Raw genomic sequence first — 20,281 nt, 5'->3', positions numbered from 1 at the left:
GCTCAGGCCTCCGTGGTCTCGCTGCCGGCGGCGGCACCGGCCGCCGTGGGTGACTCCTGACGCGGGCGGGTCGTGACCCGCTCGATGCGCTTGTCGCGGGCCTGCTCGGGCGTGAGCGCCAGCACCCGCTGGACGTAGATGCCCGGCAGGTGGATCTCGTCGGGGGACAGCTCGCCGGGCTCGACCAGCTCCTCGACCTCGGCCACCGAGACCCGGCCCGCCATGGCGCACAGCGGGTTGAAGTTGCGGGCGCTGGTGCGGAACACCAGGTTGCCGTGCCGGTCGCCCTTCCAGGCACGCACCAGGCCGAAGTCGGCGACGATCGAGTCCTCGAGGACGTACTCCGTCTCCTCGCCCGCGAAGTCGATGGTGCGGGTCTCCTTGGGCTCGGACGCCTTGGCGATCGAGCCGTCGTCGGCGTAGCGCAGCGGCATGCCGCCCTCGGCGACCTGGGTGCCGACGCCGGTGCGGGTGAAGAACGCCGGGATGCCCGCGCCGCCGGCGCGCAGCTTCTCGGCGAGGGTGCCCTGCGGGGTCAGGTGGACCTCGAGCTCGCCCTCGAGGTACTGCCGCGCGAACTCCTTGTTCTCACCGACGTACGACGCGGTGATCTTGCTGATCCGCTTGTCGTTCAACAGGATTCCGAGACCCCAGTCGTCGACGCCGCAGTTGTTGGAGATGACGTGCAGGTCGGTCGCGCTGGTGCCGTGCAGCGCCTGGATCAGCACGCTCGGGATGCCGCAGAGGCCGAACCCGCCGACCGCGAGCGATGCGCCGTCACCGATTCCCTCGATCGCCGCCGCCGGCGAGGAGACCACTTTGTCCATGCCGGCGACTGTAGTCCGCGTCACATCCGCGGGTCCGCCGGGGCGAGCACCGGAGGGGCCTCACGTTCGCCTCGTGGGCGTCGTCAGGCCAGCGCGTCCAGGGGTACGTCCGGGTCGGCCAGGCGGGCGCGGTCGACCTGCTTGCCGGAGCAGATCAGTGCCTTCACGTCGTCGACGACGTCCCAGACGTTGACGTTCATGCCCGCGACGACCTTGCCGTCCTGCAGCCAGAACGCGATGAACTCGCGCTTGCCGAGGTCGCCGCGGATCAGGACCTCGTCGTCGGGGTCGGCGAGGCCGACGTACTCCATGCCGAGGTCGTACTGGTCGGTGTAGAAGTAGGGCAGCTCGTCCCAGGTGGCGTCCTGGCCCAGCATCGCGGCGGCGACCGCGGCCGGGTGGTCCAGCGCGTTGGCCCAGTGCTCGACGCGGATCGGCTCGGGGTAGTCGGGGTGGGTGAACCGGGCGACGTCGCCGACGGCGAACACGTTCGGGTCGCTGGTGCGTCCCTCGGCGTCGGTGACGATGCCATCGTCGACCTCGAGGCCCGCGCCCTGCGCCAGCGAGACGTCGGGCGCGGCGCCGACGCCGACCACCACCGCGTCGGCGGGGATCACCTCGCCGCCCGCGAGGCGGACGCCCGTCACGTCGCCGGTGCCCTCGAAGCCCTCGACCTGCACGCCCGTGCGCAGGTCGACGCCGTGCTCGCGGTGCAGGTCGGCGAAGACCTGGGCGAGCTTCGGCCCCAGCACCTTCAGCAGCGGCAGCTCCAGCGACTCCAGCACGGTGACCTTGGCGCCCGCGTTGCTCGCGGCGGCCGCGGTCTCGAGGCCGATCCACCCGCCGCCGACGATGACGATGTCGCGGTCGGCGCGGAAGGCCTCGCGCAGGTCGTCGCTGTCGGACACGGTGCGCAGGGAGAGCACGCCGTCGAGGTCGGCCCCGGGCAGGTCGAGGTGGCGCGGCTGCGCGCCGGTGGCCAGCAGCAGCGCGTCGTACGACAGCTCCTCGCCGGCGGAGGTGGTCACCACCCGGTCGGCCAGGTCGAGCTCGGTGGCGCGCACGCCGAGCCGCAGGTCGACGTCGTTGTCGGAGTACCACTCCCGCGCGTGCACCGTCGCGTCGTCGAGCCCCTCGCCCTTCTGCAGGTAGTCCTTGGACAGCGGCGGTCGCTCGTAGGGCAGCAGGTCCTCACCCGCCAGCAGGGTCAGCTGCCCGCGAAAACCCTTGTCGCGCAACGCTTCCACGGCCTTCGCCCCCGCGAGTCCGCCGCCCACCACCACGATCGTCGAGTTGTCGTCCATGGGGCCCAGCCTGCGCGGTTCGCTGCGGCGCGGCAAGGCCTGGTCCGGGGCGGTGCCTCAGGGCGTCGCCGGCGCGGGGGTCGCCCCCTCCACCTCGAGCCGGTGGGGGAGCGCGTCGTTGTCGGTGCCGCGCGACAGCAGCACCGAGCCGCCCGCCGCCCACGCCGCGAGGGCCGTGCGCAGCACGTCGGTCAGGTCGCCGCGGACCAGCCAGCGGGGGGCCTGCGCGCCCGCGTCACCCACCACCCCGCCGTACGTCCACGCGCCCCGGGCGGTCACGAGCGCCTGGTCGCTCGCACCAGCGGTGGCGTAGGGGTCGAGGTGGTCGCCGTAGGTCGCCAGGTCGGCGGCCTCGTCGATCGCCCCGTCGGGCAGGTCGCCGGCGAACGAGCGCGCCAGCGCCGCCTCGGTGACCACCACCTGCGCCGGGTGGCCCGCGCGGGGCTCGGTGGTCACCAGCACGTCGGCGCTCGCGCCGCCGGCGCCACCGCGGCCCTCGGCACCGCCGTCGCCCGCACCACCACCGTCGACCACCGTCGCGCCGACCGCCCAGGCCGCGAGCGCCCAGTAGAGCGTGCGCCAGTGCTCGGCCGGCAGGTCCAGCGCGACGGTGCTGCCGGGCCCGGCGTCCAGCTCGTCCTGCAGCAGGTTGCCGGCCTTGGCGACCCAGTTGGCGAGCACCGCACCGGACAGCTCGATGCGTTCGCCCTGGGTCGGTCCGGGTCGGTCGTCGTAGTAGGTCACCCGCGGCCCGGCCGGGTCGGCGAGCAGTCCGGGCAGCACCTCGTGCGCCAGCATCGTCGTCAGTCCTTCCCGAGCACGTCGCGCACCCGGGCGCGCTGCTCGTCGTCGAGCGGGGGTCGTGCGGCCAGGTCGGCATTGCGCTGCAGCTGCGGCTCGTCGTCGCAGCCCACGGCGACGGAGGTGACGACGTCGTGGCCGAGGGCGTACGCCAGGCACAGGTCGTCGACGCCGTCGCGCCCGAGATCCGTTGCCAGTGCTCGCAGCCGGGCGTTCCGTGGATCGTTCTGGTCGAGCACGGAGCCACCGTCGAAGACGCTGTGCGCGGTGACGACCACGTCGGCGCCGCGCAGCGCCTGCTGCACCTCGTCGGGGACGCTCGCGCCGGGGCGCAGCGGCAGCTCGAGGTAGCCGAGCCCCGGCAGGCCGAGCGCCTCGGGGACCTGCTCGGCCGTGCGCACGGCCACGCCGACGCGCTGCACCTCCCCGCCCCCGACGTACGCCCGGAGCCGCTCCCACGTCGCGGGCCGGGCGTCGGACAGGTCGTCGAGCACGGCCGCCGCGACGGACCGGCGCCCCAGCTCGGCGAACGAGCGCTCCACGCTCGCCTCCACGGCCAGCGGGTCGTGCGCGTCGGCGCCGAGCGGCCGCACCCGCGAGACGTAGCCGAACCGCTTCGTCAGCTGCGGCTCGCCGCAGGCGCGCAGCACCGCCTCGGCGTCGCCGTCGGCCCGGCCGACCTCGACGTGGGTGATGCCGCGGTCGGCGGCGTGCGCCAGCAGCGCGCGCACCTCGGGTGGCGGCGACGCACCGGCGCCGGCCAGCTGGGTGCCGCCGAGCAGCAGCACGCTCTGCCCGAGCCCGGAGCGGTCGCGGGTCGGCACCGACGGCCCCTCCTCGCGGATCAGCTCGCGCAGCCGGTCCATCAGCGCGGTCCACGGGATCGCGACCGGGTCGGCCACCCCGCCGAACATCCGGCTCACCCGCACGTAGTCGTTGAGCACGTCGACGGTGCACCGGAACCGGTGGATGTCGGTGGGGCTCTGCGGCGGCACGTGGTCGAGGGTGCGCACGTGGCGGCGCAGCCACGGGGTCACGTGCTCCCGGTCGTACGCCGTCGTCGCCTCGCGGTCCGCGCGCCGCAGGTCGTCGATCGAGAAGACCTCGCAGCCCAGCCCCTCGGGCATCCGCGACACGTCGTTGCGGCCGTACGCATACCCGCCCCTGGCCATCGCGCTCGCCAGGTCGTCGATCACGTCGGCGTCGCCGACCGGGTTGTCCCCGGTGAGCCGAACGACGGTGTCACCGGGCTCGAGATCCCTTGTGGCGGCGACGAACCGGCCGAGCACGTCGTCGAGCGAGCCGCGCACGACGGGGATGCCGACGGTGTCGAGGTGGTCGACGATGCGCTGGTCGTAGTGCTCCTCGCTGGTGGCGACCACCACCTCGTGGCCGCTGCGCGCGGCCCGGCGGGCGACCAGCTCCACCAGCGGCATGCCGCCGATCGTCATCAGCGCCTTCCCGGGCAGGCGGGAGGAGTTCAGCCGTGACTGGATCACGACTCGGGTGCGGCTCACGGGCGACCTCCGTCGCGGTGGGGTGCTGCGGGCAGCGTACGCAGCAGCGCGTCGGCCACCCGCTCCCGTCCCCGCCCGTCGACCAGCTCCCGTCCGCGGGCCGCGAGCCGGCCGCGCTCGGCCGCGTCGAGCAGCAGCCCGCGCAGCCGTGCCACCGCCGCGTCGCGCTCGGCCGGGTCGGTGCGCAGCGCCGCCAGCTCGCCGAGGGGGAGCGCCGCGCCGGTGCGGCCCGTCGCGGCATAGCCGCTGCGCTGGTTGTCGGCGACGCACACCACGGCGGTCGGCACCCCGAGGCACAGCAGCTCCCACACCGACGACCCGCTGGCGGTGATCGTGAGGTCGGTCTGCACGGCGACGCCCGGCAGGTCGGGCACCGGTCCGACGACGTCGAGGGTCTGTCCGGTGCCGGGCCGCAGGCCGGCCAGCCGACCGGCCGCCGCGGGGTCGGGGGTGACGGCGATCACCTCGAGGGGGACGCCCGTCGCGAGCAGCAGCGGCACCACGACCTCGCCCGCGCGGGCCGGGTCGGTGCCGCCGAAAACCGTGAGGCAGCGCGGCTTCTCGCGCTCCGGTCGCGTCGCCGTGCGCCGGTCGAGCACACTGTCCCGCAGCAGCACGTGGTCGAGGCCCGCGAGGCTCGTCGCGCCCGGCGGCGCGGCCGCGGGGGCCGGCGGCCGGGCTCCGAGGTTCTGGTCGACGTAGACGTCGGCCTCCTGGCCCGCGCCGAACTCCTCGTCCACCATCGCGAGCACCCGCACCCCGTCGGCGCGCAGCCGCGCCCCGGTGCGCGGGTCGATCTCGTAGCCGTCGATCACCACGGCGTCGATGCCGAGCCGGCCCACCAGCTCGGCCAGCGCATCAGGGTCACCCGGCGCCCGACGTACGTCGATGCCGGCCTGGGCGGCCAGCTCACCCACCCACGGCACGGCGATCGACCCCAGCACCGTCACCGTCACCCCGCGCGAGCGCAGCTCCTGGCCGAGCGCCAGGCAGCGGACGGCGTGGCCGACCCCCAGCGACCCCCCGGCGTCGATGCGCAGCGCGACGTGGACCGGGTCGGCGGGTGGCATGCCGGTCATGATGCCAGCGCCGGGAACACTCAGGTGAGCGCTGATAATCTGCCGTGGCGGTCCGGGTCGGACCGCGACAGTCACCACATGCTGGGAGTCTTCGCGTTGAGCAACCTCGCAGGGTCCTCGATCCTCGTCACCGGTGGAACGGGGTCCTTCGGCAAGGCCTTCATCACCCGTCTGCTGCAGGACGTCGACCCCAAGCGGGTAGTCATCTACTCCCGCGACGAGCTGAAGCAGTGGGAGGTCCGTCAGCAGTTCGGCGACGACCCCCGGCTGCGCTGGTTCATCGGTGACGTGCGCGACCTGGACCGGCTGCGCCGCGCGATGCACGGCATCGACTACGTCGTCCACGCGGCCGCGCTGAAGCAGGTCGACACCGGGGAGTACAACCCCTCGGAGTTCGTCAAGACCAACGTCATCGGCAGCCAGAACGTCGTCGAGGCCGCGATCGACGCCGGGGTCAAGAAGGTCGTGGCCCTCTCGACCGACAAGGCCTCCAGCCCGATCAACCTCTACGGCGCGACCAAGCTCACCGCCGACAAGCTGTTCATCCTCGGCAACCACTACGCCGCGGCCTACCCCACCCGGTTCGCCGTCGTGCGCTACGGCAACGTCACCGGCTCGCGCGGCTCGATCGTCCCGAAGTTCCGGGCGCTCGCCGAGGCGGGGGAGTCGCTGCCGATCACCGACCTGCGCTGCACCCGGTTCCTCATCACGCTGCCGCAGGCGGTGCAGATGGTGCTCGACACCTTCGACCTGATGCAGGGCGGCGAGCTGGTCGTGCCGCACATCCCCTCGCACAAGGTCACCGACCTGGCCCAGGCCATCGCGCCCGGCGCCAAGATGCACGACGTCGGGCTGCGCCCCGGCGAGAAGCTGCACGAGGAGATGATCAGCCCCGAGGAGGGCCGCCGCGCCATCACCGTGATGGACGGCAAGTACTACATCCTCGAGCCAGAGCTCGCGACCTGGGGCTACGAGAAGCGCACCGACGGGGTGCCCGTGCCCGTCGGCTTCCACTGCGCGTCCGACAAGAACGACCTCTGGTACGACGCCGACGACATCCGCGAGATCCTCGCCTCGGGCGTCTGACCGCTCCGTCGACGCCCCCGCATCCCCCGCCTCCTCCGCAGGACGTGCCCATGTTCCTTCCGTACGGCCGCCAGTCGATCGACGAGTCCGACATCGAGGCCGTCGCGCAGGTGCTGCGCGGCGACTGGCTGACCACCGGACCCGCGGTCGAGAAGTTCGAGCGCGAGCTGGGTTCCGTTGCCGGACAGTCGAACCCGGCCGTCACCGTGACGTCGGGCACCGCGGCGCTGCACGTGGCGTACGCCGCGGCAGGCATCGGCCCCGGCGACGAGGTGGTCACCACCCCGCTGACCTTCCTCGCGACCGCCACCTGCGCCGCGATCCAGGGCGCGACGGTGGTCTTCGCCGACGTGAGCGACGACACGGGCAACCTCGACCCCGCGGCCGCGGCGGCCGCCGTGACCGACCGCACCCGGGTGATCAGCGGCGTCGACTACGCCGGCCACCCGATCGACGCGCCCGCGCTGCGGCGGGTGGCGGACGACGCCGGGGCGCTGCTGCTGGAGGACGCCGCCCACTCGATCGGCGGCAGCCTCGACGGCACCCCCGTGGGCTCGCTCGCCGACATCACGACGTTCTCCTTCTTCCCGACCAAGAACCTCACGACCGCCGAGGGCGGCGCGGTCGTCTCCGCCGACACCGAGCTGCTGCAGCGCGCCCGCACGTTCAAAGGCATCGGCATGGTGCGCGACCCCGAGCGGCTGCGCAGCACCGACGAGGGCGCGTGGTGGTACGAGATGCCCGAGCTCGGCCTGAACTACCGCCTGCCCGACGTGCTGTGCGCCCTGGGCTCCAACCAGCTCACCCGGCTCGGGCGCTTCAAGGCCCGCCGCGCCGAGATCACCGCGCGCTACTCCGCGGGCCTCGCCGACCTCGACGGGGTGCGGCTGCCCGCTCAGCGTCCGGGCGCCGACCCGGTGTGGCACTTCTACCCGCTGCGGGTCCTCGACGGGCGCCGGCGCGAGGTGTTCGACGCGCTGCGCGCCGCCGAGATCGGCGTGCAGGTCAACTACATCCCGGTGCACTGGCAGCCGTGGTTCGCCGACCGCGGCTACCGGCGCGGGATGTGCCCGGTGGCCGAGGAGTACTACGAGCAGGAGATCAGCCTGCCGATGTTCCCCGACCTGCGCGACAGCGACGTCGACCGCGTGATCGAGCAGGTGCGCACCGCCCTCGGCGGCTGACAGTGCACCACGCCAACCACTTCTACGGCCACGCCGAGGTGCTGGCCCGGTGGTGCGGCCGCCCCGGGCCGGTGACGATCTGGGGCTACCTGCAGCACGGGTGGAACACCTACGACGGGTTCGCGGTCGGGCACGAGCTGGTGCCGGGCTGGCCGCGCCTGGTCTGGTCGCCGGCGGTCGCTCGGCGCGGCTGGGCGATGGGGCGGCGTGACCACGAGGTCGTCGGGGCGCCCTGGGCCTACCTGCTGGAGCTGGAGGGGCATCGGGACTGGGAGCGCGCGAAGCCGGAGCGCGCCGGGACCATCGTCTACCCGTTCCACGGCTGGGAGGGTCAGCGCATCCTCGGTGACCACGGCGCCTACGCCGACGACGTACGCCGGCGCGAGGGGGACGTACCCCTCACCATGTGCCTCTACTGGACCGACTACGAGAACCCCGACATCCGAAAGGTCTACGAGGACAAGGGGTTTCGGGTGATCACGCACGGGCGGCGCGGCTTCATGCACCGGGACGGCGACCCCGACTTCCTCGACCGGCAGCTCGCCGAGCTGCGCCGGCACGCCCGGGTGGTCTCCAACCGGATGGGCTCGGCGCTGCTCTACGGCGCGAGCACGGGAGCCGAGATCGGCATCTACGGCGACCCGATGGTGCTGCAGCGCGACCATGCGGTGCTGGGCGGCATGGAGCGGCAGCGGCGGCTGCTGCCCGAGCTGCACACCGACGCGGTGCCCCGCGAGGTGGCGCGGGCCGTGGCGCGGCGCGAGCTGGGCCAGGACCACCTGCGCCCGCCCGCGCAGCTGGCTGCCCTGCTGGGATGGGACGATGAGCCACGCCCACCGACCGCCGCCGACCCGCTGAGGAGGCCCGCCTGACATGGACTCCAGCAACCACTGGTACCGCCACGCGCACATCTGGTCGGCCTACTGCGGTCTCGGGTTCGACCAGCCGCCGCGCATCAACGGCGTGATCCAGCACGGCTGGACGTTCGTGCACGGCTTCGGCGCCGGCCACGCCCCGCCGCACGGCTTCGCGAAGTACGTCTGGTCCGACGTCAACCGGCGCCGCGGGCAGGCCGTCGGCTGGCGCGACTACGTCGTCACCGGCGCGCCGTTCCTCTACCTGGAGCAGATGACCCCGCCGGACCCGCAGGCGCCCGAGCCGGAGGGGACGATCTGGTACCCCTTCCACGGCACGGTCGACTACGAGGCCGTCTCGGGCGACCACGACCGGCTGATCGACGAGATCCACGCCGTCGAGGACGGCCCGGTCACCATGTGCCTCTACTACGTCGAGTACGCCATCGACGCGATCCGGGAGAAGTACGAGGACGCCGGCTTCCGGGTCATCACGCACGGCGAGCGCGGCGTGAAGTGGACCGGCGGCAACCCCGACTTCCTGCCGGGGCAGCTGCGTGAGCTGCGGCGGCACAAGCGGGTCGCCTCGAACCGGCTGTCGACCGCGATCATGTACGGCGCCTCGCTCGGTCTGCAGCCGGCGGTCTACGGCGACCCGATGGACCTCGTCGGCGTCAAGGCGGGCTTCAACGGCTCGCAGCTGCTGGAGTTCACCTTCCCCCAGCTGCACGGCACCGACATCGACGCCGAGCTGGCGCGGCAGGTCGCCGACGTCGAGCTCGGGCGCGACGCGATGCTGGAGCCGCAGGAGCTGGCGCTGGTGCTCGGCTGGGAGCAGGAGTGGCGCGAGAGCAACAAGGAGAGCGCATGACCGTCATCGCCCGCCCCGACAACGTCACCCTGGTGCCGGGGGCGATGCAGAACTGGTCCGACCTGGAGCACCGCCCGGCCGGGGCTGCCGCGGCGGTGCGAGCGCTGCTGGAACCGCTGCTGCGCCACGACGCCCGCGTCGCAGTCGTCGGCCCGCACGCGCTCGACCTGGTCACCGGCATCGCCGGCCGGGTCGGTCACCTCACGGTCTTCACGCGCTCGATCCCCGACGCGATCACCTTCGGCCAGGCGCTCACCGACCACGACGCCCAGGTGGTCTGCGGGAGCCTCGCGGACCTGCCCGAGCCCGCGGAGACGTACGACCTGGTCGTGGCGCTCGACGACGTCACCCGGGTGCTGTCGCTGGAGACGGCGGTGCTGACCTGGGCCGAGACGTTCGCCGGGATCCGGCGTCTCGTGGCGCCGGGCGGCACGCTGCTGCTCGCGGTCGAGCAGGAGCTGGGGCTGCACCGCATCGCCGCGCTGCGCTCGCGGTTCACGACCAACACCGACGCGGACTGGTCGGTGACGGCGACGTACGACCGGTCGCGGCCGCGCTCGGTCGAGGCGCTGAGCGCGCTGCTGTCCGACGCGGGCCTCCCGGTCGCGACGAGCGCGTCGGCGTTCCCGTCGTGGGACGACCAGCAGGTCGTGGCGATCGACCCGACCCGGCTCGACCCGGCGCTGACCACGCTGCTGGGCGCGGTGACGACGGGGTCGCCGGCCTTCCGCCGGCTCGGTTCCGACCCGACGCGCGTGGCGCGCGCCGCGGTGCTGTCGGGACGGCTGCCCGAGCTCGCGTCGGCGTGGATCGTCGTCGCCGGCACCCCCCAGGCCGACGCTGGTGGAGCCGGCACCCCCCACGCTGGTGGAGCCGGCACCCCCCACGCTGGTGGAGCCGGCACCCCCCACGCTGGTCGAGTAGGCGAGCCCCCCAGGGCGAGCCGTATCGAGACCACCGGGCCGCAGGTGCTGGAGTCGACGTCGGCGGGCGGGGTAGTGCGCTACACCGCCGCTGCCGGTGACCAGGTCGAGCGCGCGACGGTCGACGGCGAGCAGCACAGCACGATCACGGTGCGCCCCGACGCGCGGCTGTTCACCGACGACCTGCTCGACGCGGCGGCCGGCAGCGAGCAGGCCGAGCTGCGGCGGCTGCTGCGGGCCTACGCCGAGCGGGTGCGCACCTGGGGCGCGGACGGGACGCTGCCTGCCGCGTGCTCCGACGTGCGCCCGGACAACCTGCTGCTGCAGGGCGACGAGCTCGAGCCGATCGCGCCGGGGGCCGGCGGCCGCAGCCCCGAGGAGGCGCTGTGGCAGGGGCTCGGAGACCTGGTGCAGGTCATCCGCGCGCGGGGTGCGCGCCACCCGTGGCCCTCTGCGACGGACGACCGCACGATGCTGGCGCTGCTCGGCTCGATGGCCGGGCTGGACCTGCCCGACGACGTCGAGCGGTTCGTGGCGCCGGTCGAGGAGCCGACGCTGCCGGCGTACGACGTGCCAGGGCTGCTCGCCGTCATCGAGCGGCTGGAGGAGACCAACGCGGCGCTGGCCTCGCGGGCGCAGTGGTTCGAGGACCGGCTCAACACGCGCGAGCGCGAGATGCGTTCCCGCTCGGCGCTGCACGAGCAGGAGATGCGCCGCGCGATGCAGCAGCAGGAGACGCTGCGCCGCTCGGCCGAGGACGTGCGCCGCTCGATCACCTACCGCACCGGCAACCTGGTGATCGGCCCGCTGCGCCGGATCAAGGGCGACTAACCGTCCGGACCTGGGGGTTGGGACCGGACTCGGCCCGGCAGAGCTACCCGCGGCGAACAGCCAAAGGGTCGGTCGTCCGAGTTGCGCGGACGCTGACCGCAGCAGCCACGGCTCCGATCACGAGCGCGGCCACGATGGCAGACGTGGCATAGGCGTCAGAGGGTTCCAAGCGTGCATCCGCCGTCGATATCGCGGTGGGTAGGAGGAAGTAGATCAGGGTTGCCAGGAAGCCGGCTGCAGCGATCGGGAGGAACACCGAGAGCGCCGCGTGCTGCCACAGCCAGCGGCGGTTCCCCCGGACGGCGGCGAGGACGGAGAGCCGTCGGGCGTCGCTGACGGTCTCGCTGGTCAGCATCGCTGCCATGGCAAGCGTGAGGAGTGCGATGGCGATCGTGCCGTAGAGCACGATCCACCGCGCCCTGATCCGGTTGGGCTCGCTCCCACTGATGGCCGGGGCCGCAACCGACTCCAGCCGCAGCCCACCAGCCACGTACGCCGTCGACTCCCTGGTGAGATCGCGGACCGACAGCGGTGATCCCGTGGTGGACACGATCAGCAGCTGGCACTGGTTCCTGCCCTGCGCGGGGCAAGGGTCTCCGACCCTGACCCGTGTCGCCCCTCCACCGAGTGCAGCGAAGGTGGCCTGGGTCCGCAGCGGGAGGGTTCGCAGGTCGATTGGCCCCCCAGTCGCCGCGCAGGGCAGGCCGAGTGCTCCGAGTTCGGAGCACTCGGTGGCGGACACGCTCTGACTCGGGATCGCACGACCCCTCTGCGGCAGCTGCGTCTCGACCCAGACCGGACGCTCTGTGGGCGGGAGCGTCGCGAGGAACGCGCGAACCTGTCTGGTGGGGAGAACGTCGGAGGCGACCAGCACGCTGTTGTCGACCGCCCGTTGAGCAGCGTCACCTGCCTGGAACTGCGATCCCAGCAGGCCTACTGACAGCTGGACCTGGCCCAGCGTCAAGATCGCCAGGCAGATGGCCGTCAGCATCCGCGCCGTGCGCCGTGGGCGGGCCTGCATCAGCCGTCCTGCCGTGAGTGCGGCTGGGGCATTCCATCCGAGCCTCGGTGACGAAATGGCTCTGCCCAGGGCATTCACGAGGACAGCGACGACGGCAGAAAGCGTGCAGGCGACGATGATCACGCACAGGATGTATGCCTGCTGGCGTTGTGGCCCGGTGAGCATGGGCGGTACCCACAGGCAGACGATGACGGCCGCCATGCAGATCCAAGCCCGGGTGGTCGGCAGTGTGTCCTGAGGGACGAAGAAGCGCCCGCGGGTCGCCCGCCGCGGGTTCAGCGTCCGCCACACAGGGATGGCCAGGACTGCGAACGTGATCACCATGGTCACGAGTGGCGTCGCGAGCAGGAGCCCCGGCCTGCCGCGCAGATCGGCTGGCGCGGTGATCTCGCGCAGCCAGGGCAGCGTCAACGGCACCGTGAGGAGAACGGTAGTGACCAGTGCTCCGGCCGCGAGGCCGATAGCGATGGGGCCTGCGCACTCGATCCAGCGCATCACGACCAGCTGTGGCCGGCTGGCGCCCAAGGCGGCCAACCGGCGCACGCGGCGCCGAGCGATGTCGCCGCCCATCCCTGCTGCCGTGATCAGCGCGACCAGGCCCGCGAGCCCCAGGGTTCCCCAGACGCAGGCGAGGACGTATCCGATCCCCAGGCGGTTCAGGAAGGCCAGCCCCACCGAGGAGGCGAGCTCGCTCTGGTCGTCGTCACCGAACGCGTACGCCGGTCTCAGTCGTGACCGATCGAGCGTGCCGGGAGCGGGACGGACGTAGACCCGGGGGTCGGTCGCCGACTCCAGCCCCGGAGATGGCGATGGTCTGGGTCGGCCGGCCGAACATGTCGCCTGCCCCCATGCGTCGGACGCTCGGGGACAAGGCTGCCTCTCCGGGTCTCGGCCACCGACTCAGCCCGGGTGGCACTGGCGCGCCCGACGTCAGCGGTTCGATGGTGATGACGACGATCTGCTCACTGCCGATGGTCTGGAAGCGGTCGTCGATCAGGAACGTCGGAGGGTTGGTGTCAGACGCCCGGACCGCGAGCAGATCCTGCGAGCGGTTGCTGATCACGGCGTCCCGAGACACCGCCATCGCAGACAGCGAGCCTGCCATGCAGATTGCGAACACCCCGATGATCAAGCACACCGCGCGTAACGGCCGCCAGGTCGCCCGGGTCTGAGACACACGCGCCAGACGGGCCAGATCAGCAGGACTCACCTCGAGCCATCCTCGAGCCGAACGACATGGTCGGCACGAGCGGCGACGTCCCTGTCGTGCGTTGCGACGACCAGGGCTGCTCCGGTCTGCTGCGGAAGGGCGAAGATGATTTCTGCGATCTGGTCTCGGGTGTCGGAGTCCAGTGATGCCGTGGGTTCGTCGGCCAGCAGGAGCTGAGGATTTCCCATCAAGGCCCTGGCGACCGCGACGCGCTGCTGCTCGCCGCCGGAAAGGTCCGACGTCCGGGCCGCCTGGGTCGGGACGCCGATCACTTGACCGGTCGAAGGTGGCTCAGCGGGTCCGGCGTACGGCGCGCACCTTGCTGTCGAGGCGCCGCATGATGCCTCGGGCCAGGGCGTCGGGGTGACGCAGCAGGGTCAGCCGGCGCAGCTGGTTGGCGGTGCGATAGGTCGAGGACTGCTGGATCTCCCGGGTGCGGGCCATGGCCTTGTCACGGTTGCGGGCTGCGCCACGGGCCTGGTCGCGCAGGCTGCGGATCGCCTTCTCGCGCACCTGCAGCTGGTCGTCGCGCGCGGCCAGCGTCGCGGTGAGCATCTCGACCCGGGCGCGCAGGTGCGCGAGCTCCTCCTCGACCTCGGCGGGCAGCCCCGCGGCGGCAGCCGCCGCGTCGTCGCCGTCGGCGCTCGCCTCCCCGGCGTCGATGGTCACCGGCTCGGGCACCTGCTCGACGCCGGACATGCCGAGCCACAGCCGTACGCGCTCCTCGCCGCGCAGCGACGCAGGCCACAGGGTCTCGCGGCCGGCCGCCTGCAGCCGTTCCTCGAAGCGGCGCCAGGCGTGGACCAGGCGCGTGTCGGGCTCGGGCGTGGCCGACGGGTCGGCCTGGGTGAGGCCCCGCGAGAAGCTGCCGCCAGCGGCCACCCGCACGGTGTCGAGGCGCAGGTCGAGCGCCTTCTGCGCCGAGGCGCTGTTGCGCACCCAACCGCCGAATCCCTCTGCCAGCCGGCGGAACTCGGCGTCGTCCCCGCGTGCGATGGCCCGGTGGAGCGCTCGCTCGACGGTGACGTCGTCGGGGATCTCCTGCGGGAGGCGCGCTGCCCCCGCCGGCTGCCCGCCGACGACGAACGGCTGCCCCGGGCCGGCCTGGTCGACCCACAGCACGACGCCGTCGCGGTCGAGCCAGTAACCCGTGCGCGGGCGTCCGCCGACGACCGCGAGCCACGCGTCGGCCAGCGCGGGGAGCTCGCCGGAGCGTGCCGACGCGGCGACCAGGTCGGGGACCCGCTCGCCGCCGGACTGCTCGTCGGGGCCCGACTGCTCCTCGGCGACGCGGGTGAGGGCGTCCTCGACCAGCTGGGCCGGGAGCGACCCGTCGCGCGCGGAGGCCAGCGCCGCCGTGTCGACCGCGGCAACCGGTGCGTCGGCCGGGCCGAGCAGCGCGTGCACCGTGCTCACCGGCAGCCGCGCCGCGCGCAGCCGGGCGTCGAGCTGGGCGACACCGACCGGCCGGGTGGGGTCCTCGTCGGCGCGGGCCCAGCCCTGACGCGACACGTCCAGCGTCAGCGCCGACAGCGGGGCGTCGTTGTCGACCCGCAGCACGAGCGTGCCGCCCGGCTCGAGCAGCCCGACGACCTGGTCGAGGCGGGCCGACCAGCTGAGGGCGTCGACCGGCTCGGCGACCGCGTCGAGCCCGGCGAGGCACAGCACCAGGTCGTACCGCTGCCCGCTCGCCACCACCTCGTCGAGCCGCGGCGAGGCGTCGGCCGGGCCCAGCGGGTCGACCCACACGGCCTCGCGGGTGCGGGTGCCGACCAGCTCGCGCACGTCGTCGGGCACCGGTCCGAGCACCAGCGCCGACTCGGCGCGGGGGAGGGCGTCGTCCAGCACCGCGGCGGTCAGCGACCGCTCGGCGGGACGCTCGGTGGGCTGGTCGGGGGTGAGGTCAGACACGGGGCCTCCATTCGAGCACCGCGCGCAGCTCGTCGCGCGGCAGGACGTGGTCGCGGCCCAGCTCGTGGCCGGCGAGGTCGGTCAGGGCCGCCGGCGAACCGGCCGCCTCGACGAGCGCCGCCTCGGCGCTCGAGCGCGGCTGCTGCCGCCCGAGGAGCGTCGTGGGCAGGCCCGCGGCGGCCGCCATGAGCAGGTGCTCGTCGGGGTGGGTCGCGAGCACGGCCGTGTGCCGCAGCATGAGGTCGCGCAGCTGCATCAGCCGCGCCACCTGGGGGCTCGCGGCGGGCAGGTCGGCCGGCACCAGCGGCACCACGTCGATCCCGGCCTCGACGTACGCCGTCCGCACCTCGGGCGAGGCCGCGTCGGCGGGCAGCAGTGCGGCAGTAAGGCGTTCGCGCTCGTGCTCGCGCGCCTCGTCGGCGATGCGGCGGGCGGCGTGCCGGCCGTACAGGTCGTGGCGCGGCAGCAGCAGCGTGCCGCTCGGCGGCTCCGCGAACCGCTCGACCGGCTGCTCCCCGGGCTCGGGCCGCTCGCGCAGCTCGTGCGGGACGTGGTCGCGGTGCACGTCGAGCAGGTAGAGCCACGGCGCCCCGATCACCACGTGGCCGCCGAGCCCGCGCGCGCGCCGGAATCGGCGGGCCGAGGAGCTCCACAGGTAGGCGGTGCCGCCCGGGCCCACGTCGATCGTCGCGCAGGGGGAGGTGACGTGCCAGTCGTGCTGCACGTGCCCGGGGACGCTGCGCGGCCACAGGGTGGTCAACCAGCTGTGCGACTTCTCCAGCAGCGACAGGGCCAGCGCCTGGGTGGAGCCGTAGCGGTGGTTGTGAGGATGCATGCCGGCGTCACCGTACCTGCGCGTGCACCGAGTCGGCGGCGGTGGTGACGGTGACGTGGCGGCCCTGCGTGGTGACCTCCGCGGGCAGCTGCGCCATGAGCCCGGGCTCGCAGATGACCTGCACACCCGTCTGCACGCCGTCCTGCTCGAGCTCGGCGAACAGGGTCCAGTAGGCCGCGGGGGCGCCGGGGTGGCTCGGCGCGTCGTGCTCGGGGACGAGCGCGGCGGGGTCGACCGCGGCCTGCCACCCGACGGCCCCGGTGCCGCCATCACCGTCGGCCCCTGCCTCGGGGCCGAGATCGCTGACGGCACAAGGGATCTCGACGTAGTCGTCGGTGCCTGGAAGGAACCGGCGCCAGGTGATGCCCTGAACGGGCTCGCTGCTCCAGCGCCGCCCCTCGACCACGAGTCGGTCGGGGGTGATCCGCGCGGCCACGGCCGCCGGGAAGGCGGGTCCGTGGGTGAGCTGCACCAGCCCGAAGGGCGAGCGGGTGAGCTGGATGAGCCGGCCGTCGGCGTCGACCGCGGCGTTGCGCCGGTGCGCGGGCCAGACGATCTGGTGGGAGCCCAGGTCGGTCTCGAGCCGCACCGCGCGCGTGGCGCGCAGGGTGAACGGGTCGTCGGGCTCGTCGCCGGTCGCCAGCGCCGCACCGGGCAGCGCCACCTCGGCGACCCGGCCGTCGTCGGAGAGAGCGGCGGGGAAGGTCAGCGTGCCCCGGGGGAGGCGCACCTCGAGGTCGGCCCGGTTGAGGGCGTACGGGCTGTGCACGACGAGGCGGATCGCGTCACCCTCGCCCGCGGCCGACTCGACGGTGACCGGGGCGGGGCTGCGGTGCAGGCAGAAGGCGCCGGCCGGACCCTTGCCGGGCTGCACCCACTCGGTCGGCGACAGCCACGCGCCGTCGGGATAGGTCGGGCTGCCGGGCCGCATGCCCTGCAGCTGCGCGACGCGGTGCACCCCGCCGTTGTCGAGGTCGAGCTCGAAGCGCACCGGCCACACCAGGTCGTGCTCGGCCGCGAGCCGCGGCACGTCGACCCGGGTGCGGAAGCCGACGCGGCTGCGGCCGGAGAACTGGTCGGTGGTGTCGATCCGCTCGACCGGCAGCTCGATGCGCTCGATGCCGCTGACCAGGTTGACCCGCAGCGTGGAGTCGTCGCGGATCGGCACCTGGGTGATCTCGGCGGTGCCCTGCACGAGCGCGGTGGTGCCGGCCCAGCCGACGTGGTCGACGGTGCTGCGCAGCTTCAGCGAGGTCGTCGGGATGGTGAACGCCTTGCGGGGCGCCGACGAGCGGCGGCGTCCTGGGAAGCCGATGTCGAACCGCCACGGCGCCGCGCGGTTGCGGGTGATCCGGCCGCCGCCGACGAGCCCGCCCTCGTCGCGGAACCGGGCGAGCTCGACGAGCAGCTCGGCGTCGCCGTCGCGCAGGGCGTGCATCTGCAGCTGGTCGAAGCGGGGGCGCTTGCCGATGTCGAACTGCAACCGCCCCATGAGCCGGGTGCCGAGCTCGACGGTCTTGTCGAGGTCCTCCGGCGGCACGACCGCGAACGCCTGCGCCAGCGCGACCACGTCGATGCCGGCGAGGTAGTCGTGGGTCGACCGGCGCACCTCGGGGGTGGCGCGCGAGTCGACCAGGTCGAGCACCCGCTCGGCCGAGACGACCCGGTCGAGCAGGTTGTCGTAGCGGAACACCTGCTGGGTGATCGAGTCGCCCGACTCGCGCTCGCGCCAGTAGTAGACCGGCGTGCGCAGCACGTCGACGGTCAGCGCGTCGAGGTGCGCCGCCATCGTGACGGGGTAGTCCTCGTACTTGATCGCCGGGAAGGCGTAGCCGAACTCGTCCCAGAAGCTGCGCCGGTAGACCTTGTTCCAGACCATCCGGTCCATCACCAGCACCGGCTTCTCCAGCACGTGCGTGGCCCGCGCGTCGCGCGCGCACGGCCGCTGGTGGGTCCAGGACTGACGCACGCCGGACGTACGGCTGAACCGCTTGGCGTTGCCCAGCACGAACGAGGACCCGCTGTGCTCCAGGGAGCCCACCATCTGCTCGAACGCCCGCCGCGGCACCAGGTCGTCGGAGTCGACGAAGGTGAGGTAGTCGCCGCTCGCCTGCGCGGTGCCGGTGTTGCGCGCCGGCCCCAGCCCGGCGTTGTCCTGCTGGACCAGGCGGAAGCGGCTGTCGAGGTCGACGTACTCCCGCGCGATCTCGACGCTGTCGTCGGGGCTGCCGTCGTCGACGAGCACGACCTCGAGGTCGTCGAGGGTCGAGCGGCGGATCGACTCCAGGCAGTCGCGCAGGTAGGCCTCGACGCCGTAGTAGGGGACGACGACGCTGAGCAGCGGTCGGGTCATCGGCTCAGATCAGGTCCCACGACAGCGCGGTCCCGCGGGCCACGTCGCGGGTGAACCTGCGGCCCTCGACCCGCGAGAACTCATCGGGCGCAAGGCCGTTCGCGGGTCGGATGGACCGCACGTTGTCGGCGGTCACGGGGTCGCCGGCGCGGACGTCGGCGACGACGTAGAGGCTGCGGCGGAAGCGCAGCCCCTCCTGCTCCTGCTGCCGGGCGCCGATGCGCGGCTCCCCGAGGCACTGCCAGGCGACCTTGGTCTGCGAGACCAGGGCGGCCAGCTCGTCGGGCTCGGAGGAGAAGGAGGAGTCGACGCCGCCGCCCTCGCGCTGCAGCGTCACGTGCTTCTCGACCAGGACCGCGCCGAGCGCGACCGACGCGATCGGGGCGCCGATGCCGATGGTGTGGTCGGAGTAGCCGATGAGCGTGCCGAACGCGTCGCGCATCACCGGGATGCCGCGCAGGTTGGACTCGCTCGGGTCGGCGGGGTAGTTGGCGGTGCAGGCGAGCACGACGATCTGCTCGTTGCCGGTGCTGCGTGCGGCCTCGACCGCCGCGTGGATCTCCGACACCGACGCCATGCCCGTGGAGATGATGATCGGCTTGCCCTTGCTGGCCGCCAGCCGCACCAGCGGCAGGTCGACGATCTCCGACGAGGCGATCTTGTAGGCCGGGGCGCCGAGCTCTTCCAGCAGATCGACCGCGGTCGGGTCGAAGGGCGAGGAGAAGATCGTGATGCCGACCTTCGCGGCCTCCTCGAACAGCGGCGCGTGCCACTCCCACGGGGTGTGCGCCTCGGTGTAGAGGTCCCACAGCGTGCGCCCGCCCCACAGCTCGTGCCCCTCCGAGAGCCGGAAGTCCGGCGCGTCGGACTCCAGGGTGATCGTCTCGGGCTTGTAGGTCTGCAGCTTCACCGCGTGCGCGCCCGCCTCGGCGGCCATCCGCACGATCGCCAGCGCCTTGTCGAGCGACCCGTCGTGGTTGCCCGACATCTCCGCGATGATGTACGGCTCGTGGTCGGGACCGATCCGGTGCTCGCCGATCGTGATGCTGGTCGTGCTGGCCATGCGGTCGAGCCTAGGACTTGTCCGCGGGGCGCTCGCGACGCACCCGGTGCACCGTGACGGTGGCGTCGCCGATCTGCCGCTCGTCGCTGCTGACCTCGACGAACCCGTTGCGCCGGTTCATCCGGCGCACGGCGGCGTTCTGGTCCAGCACCTCGCCCTCGAGCACGTCCAGGTCGAGCTCGGCGTCGGCGTAGCGCACCGCCTCGCGCTGGATCTGCATCCACGCGGGCAGCAGCTCGCCGCGCTCGCCGAGCCCGGCGTTGTCGAGGTAGTAGCCCCACATCGCCGACCGGGTGCCGTCGTCGGCCGCGGCGATGTCGAAGAAGGTGACGACGCCGCACGGCACCCCGCCACGCTCGTACACCAGCACCCGCCGCGACGGGTCGCCCTGCAGCCCGGCCCACCAGCGGGCGTGGGTGTCGGGGTCGATCTCGTCCTGGGTGAGCGACACCGCGCGGACCTCGGGGTGGTTGCGCCAGCGGCGGATGGGCTCGACGTCGGCGTCGGTGGCGGGGCGAAGCATTCGCGTCACGCTACAGGGGCGGGGCGACAGGGGCGGGGCGACGCGGTGCGGCGGCTCCTACACTGGGGCGCGGCCCGCAAGCCTCGGG

The 20,281-nt window shown here is 73.4% G+C and carries 18 protein-coding genes; 6 read left to right on the top strand and 12 right to left on the bottom strand.

Translation table 11 applies throughout. The features are described 5' to 3' along the window. Positions 1 to 2 precede the first annotated feature (2 nt). From FB554_RS10505 to FB554_RS10485, 5 genes are all read right to left on the bottom strand, one after another. Positions 3 to 827 (bottom strand): CoA transferase subunit A, encoded by an 825-nt coding sequence (locus tag FB554_RS10505; RefSeq protein ID WP_142005913.1) that lies wholly within the window; start codon positions 825 to 827, stop codon positions 3 to 5. 83 nt (positions 828 to 910) lie between these two features. Continuing rightward, complete coding sequence (locus FB554_RS10500) at positions 911 to 2,131, bottom strand: NAD(P)/FAD-dependent oxidoreductase (RefSeq protein ID WP_142005912.1); 1,221 nt, start codon at positions 2,129 to 2,131, stop codon at positions 911 to 913. Between the two features lie 57 nt (positions 2,132 to 2,188). Continuing rightward, positions 2,189 to 2,929: a TIGR03089 family protein gene (locus tag FB554_RS10495; RefSeq protein WP_142005911.1), complete on the bottom strand. Its 741-nt coding sequence runs from the start codon at positions 2,927 to 2,929 to the stop codon at positions 2,189 to 2,191. Positions 2,930 to 2,934: 5 nt separating this feature from the next. Further along, entirely contained in the window at positions 2,935 to 4,449 is a 1,515-nt protein-coding gene (locus FB554_RS10490; protein ID WP_142005910.1) for an aldo/keto reductase, read from the bottom strand. Further along, complete coding sequence (locus FB554_RS10485; RefSeq protein ID WP_142005909.1) at positions 4,446 to 5,519, bottom strand: PseG/SpsG family protein; 1,074 nt, start codon at positions 5,517 to 5,519, stop codon at positions 4,446 to 4,448. The genes FB554_RS10490 and FB554_RS10485 overlap by 4 nt, the downstream gene beginning before the upstream one ends. Before the next feature lie 87 nt (positions 5,520 to 5,606). Between FB554_RS10485 and pseB the strand changes: the two genes are divergently transcribed. Genes pseB through FB554_RS10460 form a run of 5 tightly spaced genes read left to right on the top strand, consistent with a single transcriptional unit; the run spans position 5,607 to position 11,277 of the window. Continuing rightward, complete coding sequence (gene pseB, locus FB554_RS10480; protein WP_236022366.1) at positions 5,607 to 6,614, top strand: UDP-N-acetylglucosamine 4,6-dehydratase (inverting); 1,008 nt, start codon at positions 5,607 to 5,609, stop codon at positions 6,612 to 6,614. A gap of 50 nt (positions 6,615 to 6,664) precedes the next feature. Continuing rightward, positions 6,665 to 7,798, top strand: coding sequence for an aminotransferase class V-fold PLP-dependent enzyme (locus tag FB554_RS10475; protein ID WP_211344575.1), 1,134 nt, complete (start codon positions 6,665 to 6,667; stop codon positions 7,796 to 7,798). 2 nt (positions 7,799 to 7,800) lie between these two features. Further along, the gene (locus FB554_RS10470) at positions 7,801 to 8,670 is read left to right on the top strand and encodes a hypothetical protein (protein ID WP_142005907.1); all 870 of its coding nucleotides are present in this window, start codon (positions 7,801 to 7,803) and stop codon (positions 8,668 to 8,670) included. A gap of 1 nt (position 8,671) precedes the next feature. Then, positions 8,672 to 9,523 (top strand): hypothetical protein, encoded by an 852-nt coding sequence (locus FB554_RS10465; protein ID WP_142005906.1) that lies wholly within the window; start codon positions 8,672 to 8,674, stop codon positions 9,521 to 9,523. Further along, positions 9,520 to 11,277: a class I SAM-dependent methyltransferase gene (locus FB554_RS10460; RefSeq protein ID WP_142005905.1), complete on the top strand. Its 1,758-nt coding sequence runs from the start codon at positions 9,520 to 9,522 to the stop codon at positions 11,275 to 11,277. The genes FB554_RS10465 and FB554_RS10460 overlap by 4 nt, the downstream gene beginning before the upstream one ends. A gap of 43 nt (positions 11,278 to 11,320) precedes the next feature. Here FB554_RS10460 and FB554_RS10455 read toward each other — a convergent pair whose 3' ends face one another. Next, positions 11,321 to 12,973: a hypothetical protein gene (locus FB554_RS10455; protein ID WP_142005904.1), complete on the bottom strand. Its 1,653-nt coding sequence runs from the start codon at positions 12,971 to 12,973 to the stop codon at positions 11,321 to 11,323. Between the two features lie 173 nt (positions 12,974 to 13,146). Here FB554_RS10455 and FB554_RS10450 point away from each other — a divergent pair, with 173 nt between their 5' ends. Beyond that, positions 13,147 to 13,470: a hypothetical protein gene (locus FB554_RS10450; protein ID WP_142005903.1), complete on the top strand. Its 324-nt coding sequence runs from the start codon at positions 13,147 to 13,149 to the stop codon at positions 13,468 to 13,470. A 34-nt stretch (positions 13,471 to 13,504) separates the two neighbouring features. Here FB554_RS10450 and FB554_RS10445 read toward each other — a convergent pair whose 3' ends face one another. Genes FB554_RS10445 through FB554_RS10420 form a run of 6 tightly spaced genes read right to left on the bottom strand, consistent with a single transcriptional unit; the run spans position 13,505 to position 20,193 of the window. After that, positions 13,505 to 13,780 (bottom strand): ATP-binding cassette domain-containing protein, encoded by a 276-nt coding sequence (locus tag FB554_RS10445; protein WP_142005902.1) that lies wholly within the window; start codon positions 13,778 to 13,780, stop codon positions 13,505 to 13,507. A 19-nt stretch (positions 13,781 to 13,799) separates the two neighbouring features. Continuing rightward, complete coding sequence (locus FB554_RS10440; protein WP_142005901.1) at positions 13,800 to 15,419, bottom strand: CCDC113/CCDC96 family coiled-coil domain-containing protein; 1,620 nt, start codon at positions 15,417 to 15,419, stop codon at positions 13,800 to 13,802. Then, positions 15,412 to 16,254 (bottom strand): ABC transporter substrate-binding protein, encoded by an 843-nt coding sequence (locus tag FB554_RS10435; RefSeq protein ID WP_142005900.1) that lies wholly within the window; start codon positions 16,252 to 16,254, stop codon positions 15,412 to 15,414. Before FB554_RS10435 ends, FB554_RS10440 begins: the two co-directional genes overlap by 8 nt. Before the next feature lie 7 nt (positions 16,255 to 16,261). Further along, positions 16,262 to 18,607, bottom strand: coding sequence for a glycosyltransferase family 2 protein (locus FB554_RS10430; protein ID WP_142005899.1), 2,346 nt, complete (start codon positions 18,605 to 18,607; stop codon positions 16,262 to 16,264). A gap of 4 nt (positions 18,608 to 18,611) precedes the next feature. Then, entirely contained in the window at positions 18,612 to 19,670 is a 1,059-nt protein-coding gene (gene pseI / locus FB554_RS10425; protein WP_142005898.1) for a pseudaminic acid synthase, read from the bottom strand. 10 nt (positions 19,671 to 19,680) lie between these two features. Further along, a complete protein-coding gene (locus tag FB554_RS10420) occupies positions 19,681 to 20,193 on the bottom strand; it encodes a GNAT family N-acetyltransferase (protein WP_142005897.1) in 513 nt (170 codons plus the stop codon). Positions 20,194 to 20,281: the final 88 nt, after the last annotated feature.

It is taken from the genome of Barrientosiimonas humi, from assembly GCF_006716095.1.
GTDB lineage: Bacteria > Actinomycetota > Actinomycetes > Actinomycetales > Dermatophilaceae > Barrientosiimonas > Barrientosiimonas humi.
The sequence above is the reverse complement of the archived record's forward strand: the minus strand, read 5'-3'. Positions and strand labels throughout refer to the sequence as shown.